This is a genomic window from Caulobacter sp. GW456-12-1-14-TSB4 (assembly GCF_059424195.1).
Genome location: NZ_JBWKZF010000010.1, coordinates 54,429 through 69,282 on the forward strand (window position 1 = coordinate 54,429; position 14,854 = coordinate 69,282).

Genomic DNA, 14,854 nt, shown 5'->3' on the forward strand with positions numbered 1-14,854 from the left:
GCGACTAGCTGGACAAGAAATACGCCTGGGACGCGGAATAGGGACGAGCTCAGCTCCGGCCGGCGATCGCCACAGCGTCCGCGCCGGCCGGGGTTTCTCCAATTCAGTTATTTGAAAGCCCTTCGAATAGCCGTTGAAGGTGCTTTGACGACCCTCTCGACAATGGCGAAGCTGAAGGGCAGCGTTCGAGCCTCGCAGCAGAGGGCGAACAATGGCGCGACACACCGGTATCTTACGCTTTTTCGGTGATACGGAGGCGGCGCCGCCGATAGCTCTCAGTCAACTCGCCGAGGTCGAAGCTCGGACGAAGACGCTGCTGGGACTGGTCCCTTCCGCCCTTGGCGCAACGGCCGAGATTGCAGGTGACTTCAAGATCGAAGCGACGCCGCGCCAAGCGTGCTTAGAAATCCCTCTGCTTTTCGATCTGTCCACACAGCTAGTACTCAGAGAGCCACAGTTTGAACAGGGCCTGTTCGAAACGGCCAAAACGCTCCATGAGCTCCTGAAGGAGTACAAGGACGATGTCGGCCTTCTCCTTACCCTCCTGTTTGGAAAATACGGCATCCTATCAATGCTGAAGCGTCGGGGTCAGAAGGCTCAGGACGACAGTCCACAGACGGTCAGGGCCGACGAGCTGATCCTCCAGTTGTCTCAAAGCGCGCTGGAAAATCCACACGTGGTCGCCGGAGTTCGCCGGGTCACCGAGGCAGCGGCCGCTACGGGCGCCCGAAAGGTCACGATCCAGGTTGACCAACATCCGGAGATTTCGCTTTACGATCGGGCAGATCGCCAGCGACGCGGCGTCATAGGATCAACTAGCAACGTTCCTCCGAGCGAGCTGCAGGCTCCTAGCGAAAGCGGCATGCGGACATTTCATCAGGAGATCGCCGACGTGATCCAGGTCGAATACGACGGGATCGTGTCGCGCGCCTTTATCGCGGAAATCGACCAATCCCGATGCATCGTGATCTGGGGGTCGAAACAAGAACCACCTTCATTCCATCCCATCCGTGTCCTAGGGCGCTGGGTCGACCGAAACCAGGTGACCCCCATAGATGCCGCCCCCTTAACCTGGGACGCATTCGGCAACGTCTTTCTCGTGGAAGGCGTCGTTACGGTGACTTAGTCGGCGGTAGCTGGGACCAGCTTGAAGAGCTCCGGCGGCGCAGACTGCAGGGCTCTTTTATTCACGCTTGAGGATTGTTGCGGCGCACCGTGTGAAGCCGAGACTTCATAGCCACCGCCAGGCTTACCCAGACAAACTCCATCCGTTTTCAGACGAACCCAGTTTCATCCTGCCCTGAAAGCGCCTAGGTAAGCCTCAACCTGAGCATAACTTACCAGGGAACCAGGGTGATGGACGACGCGGGCGCCAGCTTGCAGGCGATCATGGCGGGGATGGGCCGGACGGCCCGCGAGGGCGCGCATGCGCTTCGTCTCGCCACGCCAGAGCAGCGCACCGCCGCCATCCAGGCCATGGCCGCCGCGATCCGTGAAGACGCCGCCGCCATCCTTGCCGCCAACGCCAAGGACCTGGCCCGCGCCGGCGCCAACGGCCTGACCGCCCCGATGCAGGAGCGGCTGCTGCTGGACGAGGCGCGGCTGGAAGGCGTCGCCGCCGGCGTCGAGGCCGTCGCGGCGATTCCCGATCCGATCGGCGTGGCCACCTCGCGCTGGACCCGGCCCAACGGCCTGGACATCAGCCGCGTGCGCACCCCGATCGGCGTCATAGCCATGATCTATGAGAGCCGCCCGAACGTGACCGCCGACGCGGCGGCGCTGTGCGTGCGCTCGGGCAATGCGGTGATCCTGCGCGGCGGGTCGGAGTGCATCCACTCCAACCTGGCCATCCACGCGTCGATTGAACGCGGATTGAAGGCCGCGGGCCTTCCCGCCGCCGCCGTCCAGATCGTCAAGACCACCGACCGCGCCGCCGTCGGCGCCATCCTCCAGGGTCTCGACAAGGCCATCGACCTGATCATCCCGCGCGGCGGCAAGAGCCTGGTGGCCCGCGTCCAGGCCGAGGCCCGCGCCCCGGTGCTGGGCCACCTGGAAGGCCTCAACCACGTCTTCGTCCACGCGGCCGCCGACGTGAAGAAGGCCGTCGACATCGTCGTCAACGCCAAGCTGCGCCGGGTGTCGGTCTGCGGTTCGGCCGAGACCCTGCTGGTCGACAGAGCCGCCGCCGAACGCTTGCTCCCGCCGATCGCCGACGCCCTGATCCGGGCCGGCTGCGAGCTGCGCGGCGACGCCGCCGCTCGCGCCATCGAGCCGACGATGAAGAAGGCGACGACCGAGGACTGGACCACCGAATACCTGGCCCCGATCCTGGCCGTGGCCGTGGTCGACGGCGTGGCCGGCGCGGCCAGGCATATCGGCGCCTATGGCTCGGGCCACACCGACGCGATCGTCACCGAGGACGCCTCGGCCGCCGACGCCTTCGTGGCCGAGGTCGACAGCGCCATCGTGCTGGTCAACGCCTCGACCCAGTTCGCCGACGGCGGCGAATTCGGCTTCGGGGCCGAGATCGGCATCGCCACCGACAAGCTTCATGCCCGCGGCCCGGTTGGGGCCGAGCAACTGACGACGTTCAAATATGTGGTTCGCGGGACCGGCCAGACTCGTCCCTGAGGCCGGCCGGCCCAACGCGCAGCGTCTCGGGTTCCACCTGGAACCGGGGATGCGCGTGGGCCTGTTCGGCGGCAGCTTCAACCCGGCGCACGAGGGCCATGCCCACGTGGCCGAGACGGCCATGCGCCGCCTGGAGCTGGACCGTGTCATCTGGCTGGTCTCGCCGCAGAACCCGCTGAAGTCGTCGCACGAGACCCGTCCCGTGGCCGAGCGGATGGCCAACGCCCGCCGTTGGGCGCGCGGCTCGGGGATGATCGTCTCCGACGCCGAGACCCGCCTGGGCTCGCGCTACACGATCGACACCCTGCGGGTCTTGAGGGCCCGCTATCCCGGCGTGAAGTTCGTCTGGGTGATGGGCGCCGACAGCCTGGCCACCTTCCACCGGTGGCGCGGCTGGACCCAGATCATGCGCGAGGTGCCGGTGGCGGTGATCTCCCGCCCGTGGATCGCGCTGAAGGCCCGCACCGCGCCGGCCGCCCGCCGTTTCGCTTTCGCCCGCTGGCCCGCCAGCGCCGCCGCCAAGCTTCCTGACGCCAAGTCGCCGGCCTGGGTCTACCTGACGGGACCGCTGAATTTCGCCTCCTCGACGGCCATGCGCGCGCGGCAAAAAGGCGTGAAGCAGGGCTGACGGCCCCGCTTCCAGGCGTTGCGCGAAGGCCTCAGGACCGCTGGCGAATCAGCGTTCGGCCATCAACCCCTCACTTCCGGCTCAATTCCGTGCTATGAGGGCTATCCACAGCGACCCCATAAGGAGCAATCCGCTGCGTAGCGACCCCGCGCTTAATGCGCATGAAGGCCCGGCCGGCGCCGAGTCCTCGACTGAATCCCCGGGCCTGAGTCTGCCCCTCGATCTGAAGGCGCTGGAGCGCCTGATCCTGGAACGTCTCGACGACGACAAGGCCCAGGAGATCGTCCACATCGACCTGGCGGACAAGAGCTCGGTCGCCGACAGCCTGATCGTGGCGTCGGGCCGTTCGCACCGTCACGTCGGCGCTCTGGCCGACCACCTGCTGCGCACGCTGAAGGAAAACGGCTACGGCAAGGCGCGGGTCGAAGGCCTGCCGCACTGCGACTGGGTGCTGATCGACGCCGGTGACGTCGTCGTCCACCTGTTCCGCCCCGAAGTGCGCAGCTTCTACAACATCGAGAAGATCTGGGCGGTCGACGCCCCGCACCGCACCGCGGCGAACTGATCGATCTAGCGACCTCGTCCTTCGACAAGCTCAGGATGAGGTCTACTGAGAGCGCATTTGAGATCCTCATCCTGAGCTTGTCGAAGGACGAGGATCTCAACGCACCTTTCCCATGAAAATCACCATCCTCACCGTCGGGAAGCTCGGCCGCATGGTCGAGGCGCAGCTGGCCGTGGACTATGCGTCCCGCGCCACCGCGTCGGGCCGCGCCCTGGCCCTGGGCCCGGTCGAGATCCTCGAGGTCGAGGCCAGGAAGCCCGGCAAGGCCGCCGAGGCCGAGGTGCTGCGCCCGCACCTGGAGGGCGCCTATGTCATCGCCTGCGACGAGCACGGCAAGGCCTGGAAGAGCCGCGCCTTCGCCGACCACCTGGCCCGGCTGCGCGATGACGGCAACCGGCGCGTCGTCTTCCTGATCGGCGGGGCCGACGGCCTGGACGCCTCGATCCTGTCCTCGGCCAACGAGACCATGGCCTTCGGCGTCCAGACCTGGCCGCACGCCATGGCTAGGGCGATGCTGGCCGAGCAGGTCTATCGCGCCGCCACCATCCTGTCGGGCTCGCCCTATCACCGCGATTAGCGGTAAAGATCAGGGGATGTCCCGCTCGCGACTCGTCATCGCCGTTTGCGCCCTGGTCCTCGCCGTCCCGACGGCCGTGGTCGGCTGGCAACGCGCCGATCGCGCCGTCGAAGAGCAGCGGGCCAAGGACCGCCAGACGGCCATCGACACCCGCCGCGAAATCCAGGACCTGCGGACCGAGCTGGACCGCCTGGACCACGCCCGTATCGCCGCCGGCGGCGATGTCGACGCCAAGCGGGCCCGGTTGGAATCGCTGAATGCCCGCGAGAACGCCATCCTGGCCAATCTGGGCGCCAACCGGCAGCGGCTGTCGCTGCTGCTGTCGGCCTTGCAGCTGTTCCGCCGCGATCCGCCGCCGGCCCTGCTGGTGGCGCCGGGCGACGCCCGTGACGCCGTGCGGGCCGCCATCCTGATCCGCGCCATGACCCCGGAGCTGCAACGCCGCGCCGAGGCCTATGGCCGCCAGGCCGTGGCCGTCGGGACCCTGCGCCGCGAGGCCGCCGCCGCCTCGGCCGAGCTGTTCACCGCCGAGAGCGTGGTCGCCGACCGCAAGGGCGAGATCGAGCGGCTGATCATCGAGAAGACCCGCCTGGAACGCGCCTTCGCCCAGGAAGCCCTGACCCAGCAGAACGAGCTGCGCACCCTGGGGGCCCTGACCGACGGCCTGGGCCGGGTCGAGCCCAGCGGCCCGCTGGTGCTGCGCCAGCCGGCCGCCGGCGACGTCGTCCGACGCTTTGGCCAGGAGATGCCGGCCGGCGGCAAGTCGCCCGGCCTGACCCTGCGCACCGAGAAGGGCGCGAGCGTGAATGCGCCCACAGCCGGAACCGTCGAATACGCCGGCGCGCTGAATGGCTGGGGCGCGGTGCTGATCCTGCGCACCCAGGGCGCCTATCACGTCGTGCTGGGCGGCCTGGACCAGATAACGGCGTCACCCGGACAATCTGTCGCGGCGGGCGCCCCCATCGGGAAGATGCCGGATCATGTATCTTCTGAGCCGGAACTCTATCTGGAGGTCCGTGAGAACGGCGCCCCGGCCGATCCGGAGCGTTGGCTCAAACAGGAGTCGCGGTAGACGGCTTTTTCAGTAATGTTGGCCGTAATTATACCTCCGGCCTCTGACAGTGGTTGGGTAGGACTACAATCGGTTTGCGACGCCGCGCGTCGCCAGGGAGCCTTCTGGGCCTAATGCGCAAGTATCTGCTCATCGGAGTTTCGGCCTTCGTCCTCGGCGCTGGGGCCATGGCTTACGTCAGCCCCATCGCCCAGGCGAACAACGCCCCCAAGACCAAGACCTACAAGATGCTGGAGCTCTTCGGCGACGTGCTGGGCACGGTCGAGGACCAGTACGTCACCGAGGTCGACGACAAGAAGCTGATCGAGGCGGCTCTCGACGGCATGCTGACCAGCCTCGACCCGCACTCGGGCTATCTGGCGCCCGACGCCTACGAGGACATGCAGGACACCACCCGCGGTGAATACGGGGGCCTCGGCCTGGAAGTGACCAGCGAAGACGGCGTCGTGAAGGTGATCTCGCCGATGGACGGCACGCCCGCCGCCCGCGCCGGCGTGCAGGCCGGCGACTACATCACCGCCGTCAATGGCCAGAGCGTGCTGGGCCTGACCGTCAACGAGGCGGTCAAGCAGATGCGCGGCACGGCCGGCGAGGCGGTCACCCTGACCATCGCCCGCGACAAGACCGACCCGTTCGACGTCAAGCTGGTCCGCGAGGTGATCAAGCCCAAGGCCGCCATCGCCCGCATGGAAGGCGACTACGGCTATGTCCGCCTGCCCGGCTTCAACGAGAAGGCCACCGACGCCCTGACCGCGTCGATCAACGAGCTGAAGACCAAGAACCCGCAGATGAAGGGCCTGATCCTTGACCTGCGCAACAACCCCGGCGGTCTGCTGGACCAGGCGGTCGGCGTGGCCGACGTGTTCCTGGACGGCGGCGAGGTGGTCAGCCAGCGCGGCCGCGATCCGCGCAACATCCAGCGCTACAACGCCCGTCCGGGCGACCTGCTGAACGGCATGAAGATGGTCGTCCTGATCAACCAGGGCTCGGCCTCGGCGGCGGAGATCGTCGCCGGCGCCCTGCAGGACCGTCACCGCGCCGAGCTGGTCGGCATCACCAGCTTCGGCAAGGGCTCGGTGCAGACCGTGATCCCGCTGCGCGGCGGGGCCGACGGCGCCCTGAAGCTGACCACGGCCAAGTACTTCACGCCGTCGGGCCGCTCGATCCAGAAGACCGGCATCACCCCGGACCTCGAGGTCGCCCAGACCCGCGACCAGGCCCAGGACATCGCCAACCGCGTCTGGTTCAGCGAAGCCAGCTTCAAGAACGCGCTGAACGCCGACGAGGGCAAGAGCCGCGCGGGCGTCCACACCCCGGCCGAAGCGCCGCCCACGGCCTTCGACGACAAGAAGGGCGACTTCCAGCTGCAACGCGCCATCGCCGTGCTGAACGCCGGCGGCGTCGCCAATACGCCGAAGCTGCCCAAGCCGGCCGCCAAGGTCGCGGAAGTCACCGCCAAGGCGGCCGCCGCGGCGGGCGGCAAGCCGGTGACCGAGAACAAGTAAGGCTCTTTCGAGCTCAACAAGATCAGCGCCGCTCCGGGCAACCGGGGCGGCGCTTTTCGTTGGGCGACTTCTCAAGGTTCAAAGCCAAAAGCCTTGTCATCCCGGAAGCCTCGCAGAGGCTGTCCGGGACCCAGGGGCCAAGCCCAATGCGGTTGCCCCTGGGTCCCGGCTCTCCGCTTCGCTGCGGCCGGGATGACAAGCTTTGGAGCGATTGGAGTTCGAGCTCTAGGCCGCCTTCGCCGCCTCGGCCGCGCGCAGCAGCCGCAGGACGTTGCCGCCCCAGATCTTGGCCAGGTCGTCGCGGGTATAGCCCTCGGCCAGCAGGCGCTCGCTGATCTTCCAATAGTCCGAAGCGTCGTTCAGGCCGGTCACCCCGCCGCCGCCGTCGAAGTCGATGCCGATCCCGACATGGTCGACGCCGGCCACCTTCAGCGCGTGGTTGAGGTGGTTCATGAAGTCCTCGAAGGTCGCCTTCGGCACCGGGTACTTGGCGTCGATCGCCTTCATCTCGGCCATGAAGCCCGCGCGCTCGGCCTCGGTCATCTTGGCCCGCGCCCCGGCCTTGGCCCGCAGCGCCGCCACGGCGGCGTCGCGCTCGGCGTTCTTCGGCGTCTCGATCAGGTAGCTGGAATAGGCGTCGACCTGGATCACGCCGCCGCTCGCCGCCAGGGCCTTGATCCTCGTGTCGTCGACATTGCGCGGATGGTTGAACACCGTCTTGCAGCCCGAGTGGGTCAGGATCACCGGGGTCTTGGACAGCGCGATCAGCTGGTCCAGCACCTCGTCGGAAGAGTGCGAGCCGTCCAGCACCACGCCCAGCCGGTTGGCCTCGGCCACGAACTGCTTCCCCAGCGGCGACAGGCCATGCCACTCGGGCGTGTCCGTCGAGCTGTCAGCCATGTCGTTGTTCTTGAAGTGGGCCAGGCCCGAGATGCGGACGCCCAGCGCGTAGAAGGTCGAGAGCAAGGTCACGTCGCCATCCATCGGATAGCTGTTCTCGACGCTGACGAAGACCACGCGCTTGCCCTGGGCGGCGATGCGCTCGGCGTCGTCGGCCTTCAGGGCCAGGCCGAACTTGTCGCCGTGCTTGGCGACCATCTCGTGGATCTCGACGCCGCGGATGATCGCCGCGTCGCGGGCGGCGCGGGTGGCTTCCGGGGTGCGCGGCCCCTGGTTGGTGAAGATGGCGAAGAAGCCTCCATCCAGGCCGCCCTCGACCATGCGCGGATAGTCGATCTGCGAGCCGTCCTTGGCCGCGTCGTGGCGGTCGAGGATGTCCCAGCCCGGCCGGCCGAAATTGGCGGGCGTGTCCAGGTGGGTGTCGAGGGTCAGCAGGCTCTCGTGCAGCTTGCGCGCGGCGGCCGGATCGGCGGCGTGCGCCGAGCCGGCGGCCAGGGCCAGCACAGCGGTCGTGGCGAGGAGGAAACGGGTCATGGGTACGCTCGAAAAAGTCCGGCCGGCCGTTGCAGCGACCGACCGGACAGCGGGGATCAGAAGTCGGCGGAGATCGTGAACTGGATCGTGCGCGGCGGGGCCGGCCGGAAGCTGGCGGGCGTGTTCACCGTGGTGCTGATCGTGCCCAGATAGTCCTTGTCCAGCAGGTTATCGATGTTGACCCGCGCCTTGACCTGGCTGAACGGCCCGGCCGCGAAGCCGTCGCCGATGTCGATATAGGCGTTGAGGATCGTGTACGCGCCGACCTTCTCGTTGTTGACGAAGTTGGTGAAGCGGCTCTCCAGGTGGCGAGCCGAGACGTTCATCAGCAGGCCGTCGAACGGCTCCAGCGTCACGCCGCCCTGGAACACCCAGTCGGGGAAGTCCGGCACCTTCTTGCCGGCGACGGCCAGGGTGATCGGGGCTGCCGTGGCGCTGGCGCGGTAGTTCAGGACGTCGTCCTGGAACTTGGCGTCGTTGTACGAGACGTTGGCGTTGAAATAGGCCTTGCCGGCGAAGATCTCCGGCTTCCACTGGCCGCTGAACTCGACGCCCTTGGCCTTCACCGCCCCGACATTCTGGTAGAAGGTCTCCGTCGTGCCGCCACCGCCGGGCACCAGCGAGGCGAAGGCCTGCAGGCGGTTCTTGAACTCGGTCTGGTAGGCCACGATCGAGGCGTTGAACGTCTTGTGGTTGGCGCGGTAGCCCAGCTCCCAGTTGGTCGAGGTCTCGGGATCGGGACCGGCGACGGTCGGGCTGGCGGCCGAGAAGATGTCGTCGGCGCCGCGCGGCAGGGCCATGTTCTCGGAATACGAGGCGAACAGCTGGTCGCGGCCGGTCAGGCTGTAGACCGCGCCGACCTGGGGCAGGAAGCTGTCCTTCCAGTTGTCCTTCAGCAGCGGACGGCGGCTCAGGATGTAGTCGTTCGGATTGCGGTAGCCCGAGATCTTGTAGTCGATGTCGGTGGCCTTGAAGCCCAGCTCCACCTTCAGCTTGGCCTCCAGCAGGGTGAGCGTGTCCTTGACGAAGAACTGCTTGGTCTCGCGCAGCGACTTGTAGTCCCGCTGGGCGTGGACCCGCTCGTTGAACAGCGGCGCGCCGTCGGGATTGCCGTTCTCGACGTTGTAGCGGTTCTGGGTGCGGTGATAGTCGTCGTTCTCCAGCCAGAGGCCGGCCTCGATCTTGTTGAAGCCGATGTGCCAGGCGACCTTGCCGGTGATTCCCTTGCGGATGCCGTCGATGCCCGACAGGCCGTACTGGATGCCGCGCGGGGCGACGATGCCGGCCACGATGCCCTTCTCGGCGTTGTAGCTGGTCAGCGAGGTGGCATAGGCCTCGGGCGAGACGCCGTAGCCGCCCTTGTCCTCGTAATAGGCCGTGGTGGTCAGGTCGAAATTGTCGGTGATCGGGGTGTTCAGCGTCAGGCCGTACAGGTGGTCCTTCCGCTTGTTGACCGCGAACTTGTAGTACTGGGCGTAGTTGGCGTTGGAGTACGGCACCCCCGCCACGGCCTCGGGCAGGCTGCCGGTCGGGATCGTCAGCGGCGAGCCGAACGGCGTCGAGAGCGGCACCGCGCCCAGGTACGAGAAGTAGCGCCCCTTGCGGCCGAACACGTCGCCAGCCGTGCCCGCGTACTGGGCCAGGGTGATCGACGGGCTGTCATAGTCGAAATAGTCGTTGTGGACGGTCTGGAAGCTGATGTCGCCGCCGTTGGGCAGGTCGTACTTCAGCTTGCCCTCGTAGTGCTTGCGATCGATCGTGCCCGGGCCGCGCCACAGGTCGCCCTTGATCCACGAACCGCTGACATAGCCCGACAGCGGACCGACCTTGCCCGACTCCAGCCGCAGGAAGGTGCGGCGCAGGCTGTCGCTGCCGAAGGTCTGGCTGATCGCGCCGCCGGCTTCTTCCGACGGGGCCTGGGTGAAGTAGTCGACGATCGGGCCCAGCGAGGCGTAGCTGGGCAGGGCGACGTCCCCTGCCCCGGCCGAGGCGGTCACCCGCAGCAGGTTTTCGTTGTCGACATAGCGATAGATCGGGCTGCCGCCGAACTGGTCGCTGCGCCCCATCGGGATGCCGTCCAGCAGGAAGCCGATCTGCTGGAAGTTGAAGGCCCGCACCGAGACCGAATTGCCGAACTCGTACATGCCCAGGGCGTCATTGGCCTGGACGTTGAAGCCCGGCAGGCTCTCCAGCATCTTCAGGCCGGTAATGCCGGCGGGCGCCGACAGCAGGGCCTCGCGGGTGATCGAGACGGTGGCCGTGGCATGGTCGGTGCCGATGGCGACGCTGGCTTCCGACAGGCGCTTGCCGGTGACGACGACCGTTTCCACGTCGGTGGTCTTGTCGGCTTCCTGGGCCAAAGCGGGCGCCGTCCACAGCACGGTGGCGGCCAACAGCGAGGCCTTCAGCCCCCGCCTCGCGATCCGAGACATTCCGATGTTCATGACGATCCCCTGCTTTTCAGATGGGGACACCATTGGCGCACGAACCTTGCCTAGGAAGGGCGGGAAAGCCGCATGGAGAGCAATTTTATGCCAAGATCAAAGCTTAAACATTTGTGATTGTTTTATAAACACAGGGTTTTTTGGATTATTTCTCTAAAACGCCCCGCGCACGAAAGTCCGAGGACGATCGCGTCGAGTCAGGCCGGCCTTTTCGGATGGCGGGAACGGGGATTTCGCGGGTTCTAGGCCATGGACGGGTCACAGGTGTCTTGGGCGCGCCACCACGGCTCGCCTTCGCACCCCCGCTGTCCTTGGGCCTGAGAGATTCAGCGCCCCGTCTCTGATGGACGGGCGGTCGCCTTGCTCCTTCGGCGAGGGCGCATGCCCTGCTTTCCAGCGTTTAACGTCTCGCGCGGTCCTTCTGCTTGAGCGTTTCCGGGGCGGTTTCGCCTTCAGCGCCGGGCCGGGGCCCGGTCTCTCCCGCGAGAGGCCTCCAGGGGATGGGCCGCGCCCGCGCCCGTCAACCGATCAGGCCGCCAGCGAACGCCCTGATCGTTCAGCGCCTGCGACGGTTGCAGAAAACGCCAATTTCAGCGGCGCCCGCGTCGCCGCGCCGCAGCCAGAACGCCCTCCGGCCACATCTCGTTAACCATATGTTCGGCCTCGCCGCCTAGCCTGAGCGGGTCATGGCCGTCTCCTTCTCGCGCAAGCCCGCCTATGCCGCCGCCGCGCCCGCTCCGGGCGGGTCCGGGGACCTGCGCGCCAAGCTGATGGCCGCGGCCAGCAATCCCTTCATCGGCGCCAGCGGCGCGGCGCTGCTGTTCCTGATCTCGCTGACGACGCTGGTCCTGATCACCAGCGACCCGCACGCCGGCTCGCCCGTGATTCGCCTGGAGCTGACCAAGATCGGCGCCACCAAGAACGCGCCCGAAGGCTGGCGCGAAGGTCTTGGCGGCGAGGATGCGCACGGGGCCGAACTGGTGCCTGGCCAGCTGGGCCTGTCGGCCAACCCCTTCGCCCCGGTCAAGCCCGAGGAGGGCGAAGCGCCCGCCGCCGAGGGCCTCCAGAACCTGCCGCCGATCCAGCAGGGCCCGGGCCTGGCCCAGGCCCCGATCGCCGGCCTGACCGCGCCAGGTCCTGGCGGCGGTCCGCTGCCGATCATCGGCGCCGACGGCCGCACGGCGGCCGAGGCCTATGCTCGTCCGTTCACGCCCAACGGCCGGCCGAAGGTGTCGGTGGTCATCGGGGGCCTGGGCCTCAACGCCCAGACCACCCGCGCGGCGATCGAGACCCTGCCCGGCGAGATCACCTTGTCCTTCGCGCCCTATGCCGAGGGCCTGCAGGGCTGGATCGACCTGGCCCGCGCCCACGGCCACGAGGTCCTGCTCGAGACGCCGATGGAGCCGACCGACTATCCGGCCAACGATCCGGGCCCCTACACCCTGATCGCCGCCAATCGTCCGGAAGACACCGTGCGCAAGCTGGAATGGCTGATGTCGCGCGCCACAGGCTATTTCGGCCTGTCGAACTATCTGGGCGCCCGCTTCGTCGAGAGCGACGCGGCGATGGGGACCTTCAACGGCGTGCTCAAGGCCCGCGGCCTGGCGTTCATCGACGACGGCCTGGCCGCGCGTCGCGCCGGCCCGATCCCGCGCGCCTCGGCCGACCGGGTCATCGACGACGAGCTGTCGGCCGGCGCCATCGACACCCAGCTGAAGGCGCTGGAGACCGGCGCCACCGGTCGCGGCCAGTCGCTGGGTTCTGGCTTCGCCTATCCGGTGACGATCAACCAGGTCCGCGTCTGGGCCGCCGGCCTGCAAGGGCGCGGTATCCAGCTGGCCCCCGCCTCGGCGCTCGCCCACCGCTAGAAATCGTGGAACAAGGCTCGGCATGACCGAGCTCGACTATCCCAAGCACCGCCCCAATGTCGGCGTCGTCCTGTTCCACCCGGACGGCCGCGTCTGGCTGGGTCGTCGCAACAAGCAGTCCGCGCCCTACAACTGGCAGTTCCCGCAAGGCGGGGTCGACGAGGGCGAGGACCTGGAGGCGGCCGCCCGTCGCGAGCTGGCCGAGGAGACCGGCGTCACCTCCGTCGAACTGCTCGGTCGGACCGAGGGGTGGATCACGTACGACTTCCCGCCCGAGGTGCTGGCCAACGAGAAGCGCTCGCGCGGCTGGCTCGGTCAAAAGCAGGTCTGGTTCGCCTATCGCTTCATCGGCGACGACGCCGAGATCGATCTGGAGGCGGATGAACATGTCGAGTTCGACGCCTGGAAATGGGGCAGGCTCGACGAAGCACCCGAACTGATCGTACCCTTCAAGCGCGAGGTCTACGAAGCCGTGGTCACCGCATTCACAGGGTTCGCGCGCGGCGTCTGACTCTATCGTCCGTCGCGCTGGGGAGTACGGGATGGCGGACACGGTTCTGTTGATTCACGGCTATGGGTGCGCGGGGGACGTCTGGGGTCCCGTCGTCGCGCGCCTGAGGGCCGAAGGGTATCGCGTGGAGGCGCCGACCATCCGGTCGGCGGTGCGCACGGTCGAGGGTCCGCGCGCGGGCCTGGCCGGCCTGTCGCTGGCCGATTACGTCGCCGAGATGAGCGCGCTCGCCCAGACCCTGGCCAAGGAGACCGGCAAGAAGCCGCTGATCTTCGGCCACTCCATGGGCGGGCTGATCGCCCAGAAGATCGCCGAGGCCGGCCATGCCGACGCCCTGGTGCTGTTCGCCCCCGCCTCGCCGGCCGACGCGCGCGGCAAGCCCAAGCTCTCGCCGGTCTTCACCTTCCTCAACATGGCGCTGCAATCCAAGCCCGAGACGAAGGCCGGCAAGATGTGGAAGCCCGGCTTCAAGTTCGGCGTCATGAACGCCGTGCCGGCCGAGCGTCACGACGCGCTCTACGCCACCATGGTCCATGACAGCGGCCAGGTGCTGGCCGACCTGGCCTGGCCGCACAAGGACGTCAACAAAGCGGCCTATGTCGATGAAACCAAGGTCACCGTGCCCATCCTGGTCAATGCCGGGGCCCTGGACCGTACGACGCCCCTAGAAGACGTCCGACGTATCGGCCAGAAGTATGCGACGGCCGACATCAAGATCTATCCCAACAACGCCCATTACCTCATAGACGAGCCCAACACGATGAAGATCCTCGACGACGTGATCGCCTGGCTGACGGGCAAGAACAAAACCCCGGCCGCCACGGCTGCCCCGGCTCCGGCTCCCACGCCGGCGCCTGCTCCGGCCCCCAAGGCTCCCGAGCCCGCGCCAGTGAAGGCGGCGGAACCCGCTCCGGCTCCTGCCCCGACGCCCGCACCGGCGCCGACGCCTGCGCCGACCCCGGCTCCGGCTCCGGCTCCGGTGGCTGAAGCGGCTCCGGCGCCTGCCCCGGCGGCCGCCAAGCCCGTCGCCGCGCCGAAGAAGGCCGCCGCACCGAAGGCTCCGGCCAAGCCGAAGGCTGAAGCCGCGCCGAAGGCCGAAGCCAAGCCCAAGGCCCCGGCCAAGGCCGCGCCCGCCAAGGCCGAGGCTGCTCCGAAGCCCGCCGTGAAGGCTGCCCCGGCCGCCAAGGCTCCGGCCAAGGCCGCCGCCGCGCCGAAGCCTGCCGCTGCGAAGCCCGCCGCCAAGGCTGCTCCGGCTCCGAAGGCCGCGCCGGCTGCCAAGGCTGCTCCGGCCGCCAAGCCCAAGGCCCCGGCCAAGCCGAAGGCCGAGGCCGCTCCGGCGCCCGCCAAGACCGCCGCGCCGAAGGCTGCTCCGAAGGCTCCGGCCGCGAAGCCGGCCGCCGCCAAGGCCGCGCCCAAGGCTGCCGCCCCCAAGGCCGCCGCTGCGCCGAAAGCCGCCCCGAAGGCTGCGGCTCCGAAAGCGGCCGCGGCTCCGAAGGCCGCCGCCCCGAAGACCGCCCCCGCCAAGGCCCCTGCGACAAAGGCGCCCGCCAAAACCTCGCCCAAGGCGAAGTAGAGCGTGTAGGCTGATCCCCGCCGGCTGCTTCGCCGGCGGGGTTTCT

Annotated in this window: 11 protein-coding genes, 2 pseudogenes and 1 riboswitch; of the genes and pseudogenes, 10 read left to right on the forward strand and 3 right to left on the reverse strand. The window is 68.0% G+C overall.

From position 1 onward, the window contains the following. The first annotated feature begins 211 nt into the window (after window positions 1-211). From AC07YH_RS11705 to rsfS, 4 genes are all read left to right on the forward strand, one after another. Window positions 212-1,126, forward strand: coding sequence for a hypothetical protein (locus AC07YH_RS11705; RefSeq protein ID WP_494747164.1), 915 nt, complete (start codon window positions 212-214; stop codon window positions 1,124-1,126). 230 nt (window positions 1,127-1,356) lie between these two features. Beyond that, window positions 1,357-2,631 carry a glutamate-5-semialdehyde dehydrogenase gene (locus AC07YH_RS11710; protein WP_494747165.1) on the forward strand — a complete coding sequence of 425 codons (1,275 nt, stop codon included), beginning with the start codon at window positions 1,357-1,359 and terminating at the stop codon, window positions 2,629-2,631. Beyond that, window positions 2,597-3,259, forward strand: coding sequence for a nicotinate-nucleotide adenylyltransferase (locus tag AC07YH_RS11715; protein WP_494747166.1), 663 nt, complete (start codon window positions 2,597-2,599; stop codon window positions 3,257-3,259). Before AC07YH_RS11710 ends, AC07YH_RS11715 begins: the two co-directional genes overlap by 35 nt. A 133-nt stretch (window positions 3,260-3,392) precedes the next feature. Then, on the forward strand, window positions 3,393-3,824 hold the full coding sequence (rsfS, locus tag AC07YH_RS11720; protein ID WP_494747274.1) for a ribosome silencing factor: 432 nt from the start codon (window positions 3,393-3,395) through the stop codon (window positions 3,822-3,824). Between the two features lie 8 nt (window positions 3,825-3,832). Here the strand turns inward: rsfS and AC07YH_RS11725 are convergent. After that, window positions 3,833-3,919, reverse strand: a pseudogene (locus AC07YH_RS11725) (hypothetical protein); the annotation flags it as partial. 17 nt (window positions 3,920-3,936) lie between these two features. On the opposite strand from AC07YH_RS11725, the gene rlmH reads away from it, so the two are divergent. The 3 genes from rlmH (at window position 3,937) to AC07YH_RS11740 (ending at window position 6,978) form a co-directional block, all read left to right on the forward strand. Continuing rightward, on the forward strand, window positions 3,937-4,401 hold the full coding sequence (gene rlmH / locus AC07YH_RS11730; protein WP_494747167.1) for a 23S rRNA (pseudouridine(1915)-N(3))-methyltransferase RlmH: 465 nt from the start codon (window positions 3,937-3,939) through the stop codon (window positions 4,399-4,401). Window positions 4,402-4,417: 16 nt separating this feature from the next. Next, window positions 4,418-5,473, forward strand: coding sequence for a murein hydrolase activator EnvC family protein (locus AC07YH_RS11735; RefSeq protein ID WP_494747168.1), 1,056 nt, complete (start codon window positions 4,418-4,420; stop codon window positions 5,471-5,473). A gap of 113 nt (window positions 5,474-5,586) precedes the next feature. After that, a complete protein-coding gene (locus AC07YH_RS11740; RefSeq protein ID WP_494747169.1) occupies window positions 5,587-6,978 on the forward strand; it encodes a S41 family peptidase in 1,392 nt (463 codons plus the stop codon). A gap of 225 nt (window positions 6,979-7,203) precedes the next feature. Here the strand turns inward: AC07YH_RS11740 and AC07YH_RS11745 are convergent, their stop codons facing one another. Together AC07YH_RS11745 and AC07YH_RS11750 are read right to left on the reverse strand one after the other, a co-directional pair. Next, window positions 7,204-8,412, reverse strand: coding sequence for a dipeptidase (locus AC07YH_RS11745; protein WP_494747170.1), 1,209 nt, complete (start codon window positions 8,410-8,412; stop codon window positions 7,204-7,206). A gap of 56 nt (window positions 8,413-8,468) precedes the next feature. After that, a complete protein-coding gene (locus AC07YH_RS11750) occupies window positions 8,469-10,856 on the reverse strand; it encodes a TonB-dependent receptor (RefSeq protein WP_494747171.1) in 2,388 nt (795 codons plus the stop codon). 295 nt (window positions 10,857-11,151) lie between these two features. Next, window positions 11,152-11,263: riboswitch (glycine riboswitch) on the reverse strand. A 279-nt stretch (window positions 11,264-11,542) separates the two neighbouring features. Between AC07YH_RS11750 and AC07YH_RS11755 the strand changes: the two genes are divergently transcribed. The 3 genes and pseudogenes from AC07YH_RS11755 to AC07YH_RS11765 all read left to right on the forward strand — a co-directional run. Further along, a complete protein-coding gene (locus AC07YH_RS11755) occupies window positions 11,543-12,724 on the forward strand; it encodes a divergent polysaccharide deacetylase family protein (RefSeq protein ID WP_494747172.1) in 1,182 nt (393 codons plus the stop codon). A gap of 22 nt (window positions 12,725-12,746) precedes the next feature. Then, window positions 12,747-13,235, forward strand: a complete 489-nt coding sequence (locus tag AC07YH_RS11760) for an RNA pyrophosphohydrolase (protein ID WP_494747173.1) — start codon at window positions 12,747-12,749, stop codon at window positions 13,233-13,235. A gap of 31 nt (window positions 13,236-13,266) precedes the next feature. After that, window positions 13,267-14,562 (forward strand): annotated as a pseudogene (locus AC07YH_RS11765) (alpha/beta hydrolase); the annotation flags it as partial. Window positions 14,563-14,854: the final 292 nt, after the last annotated feature.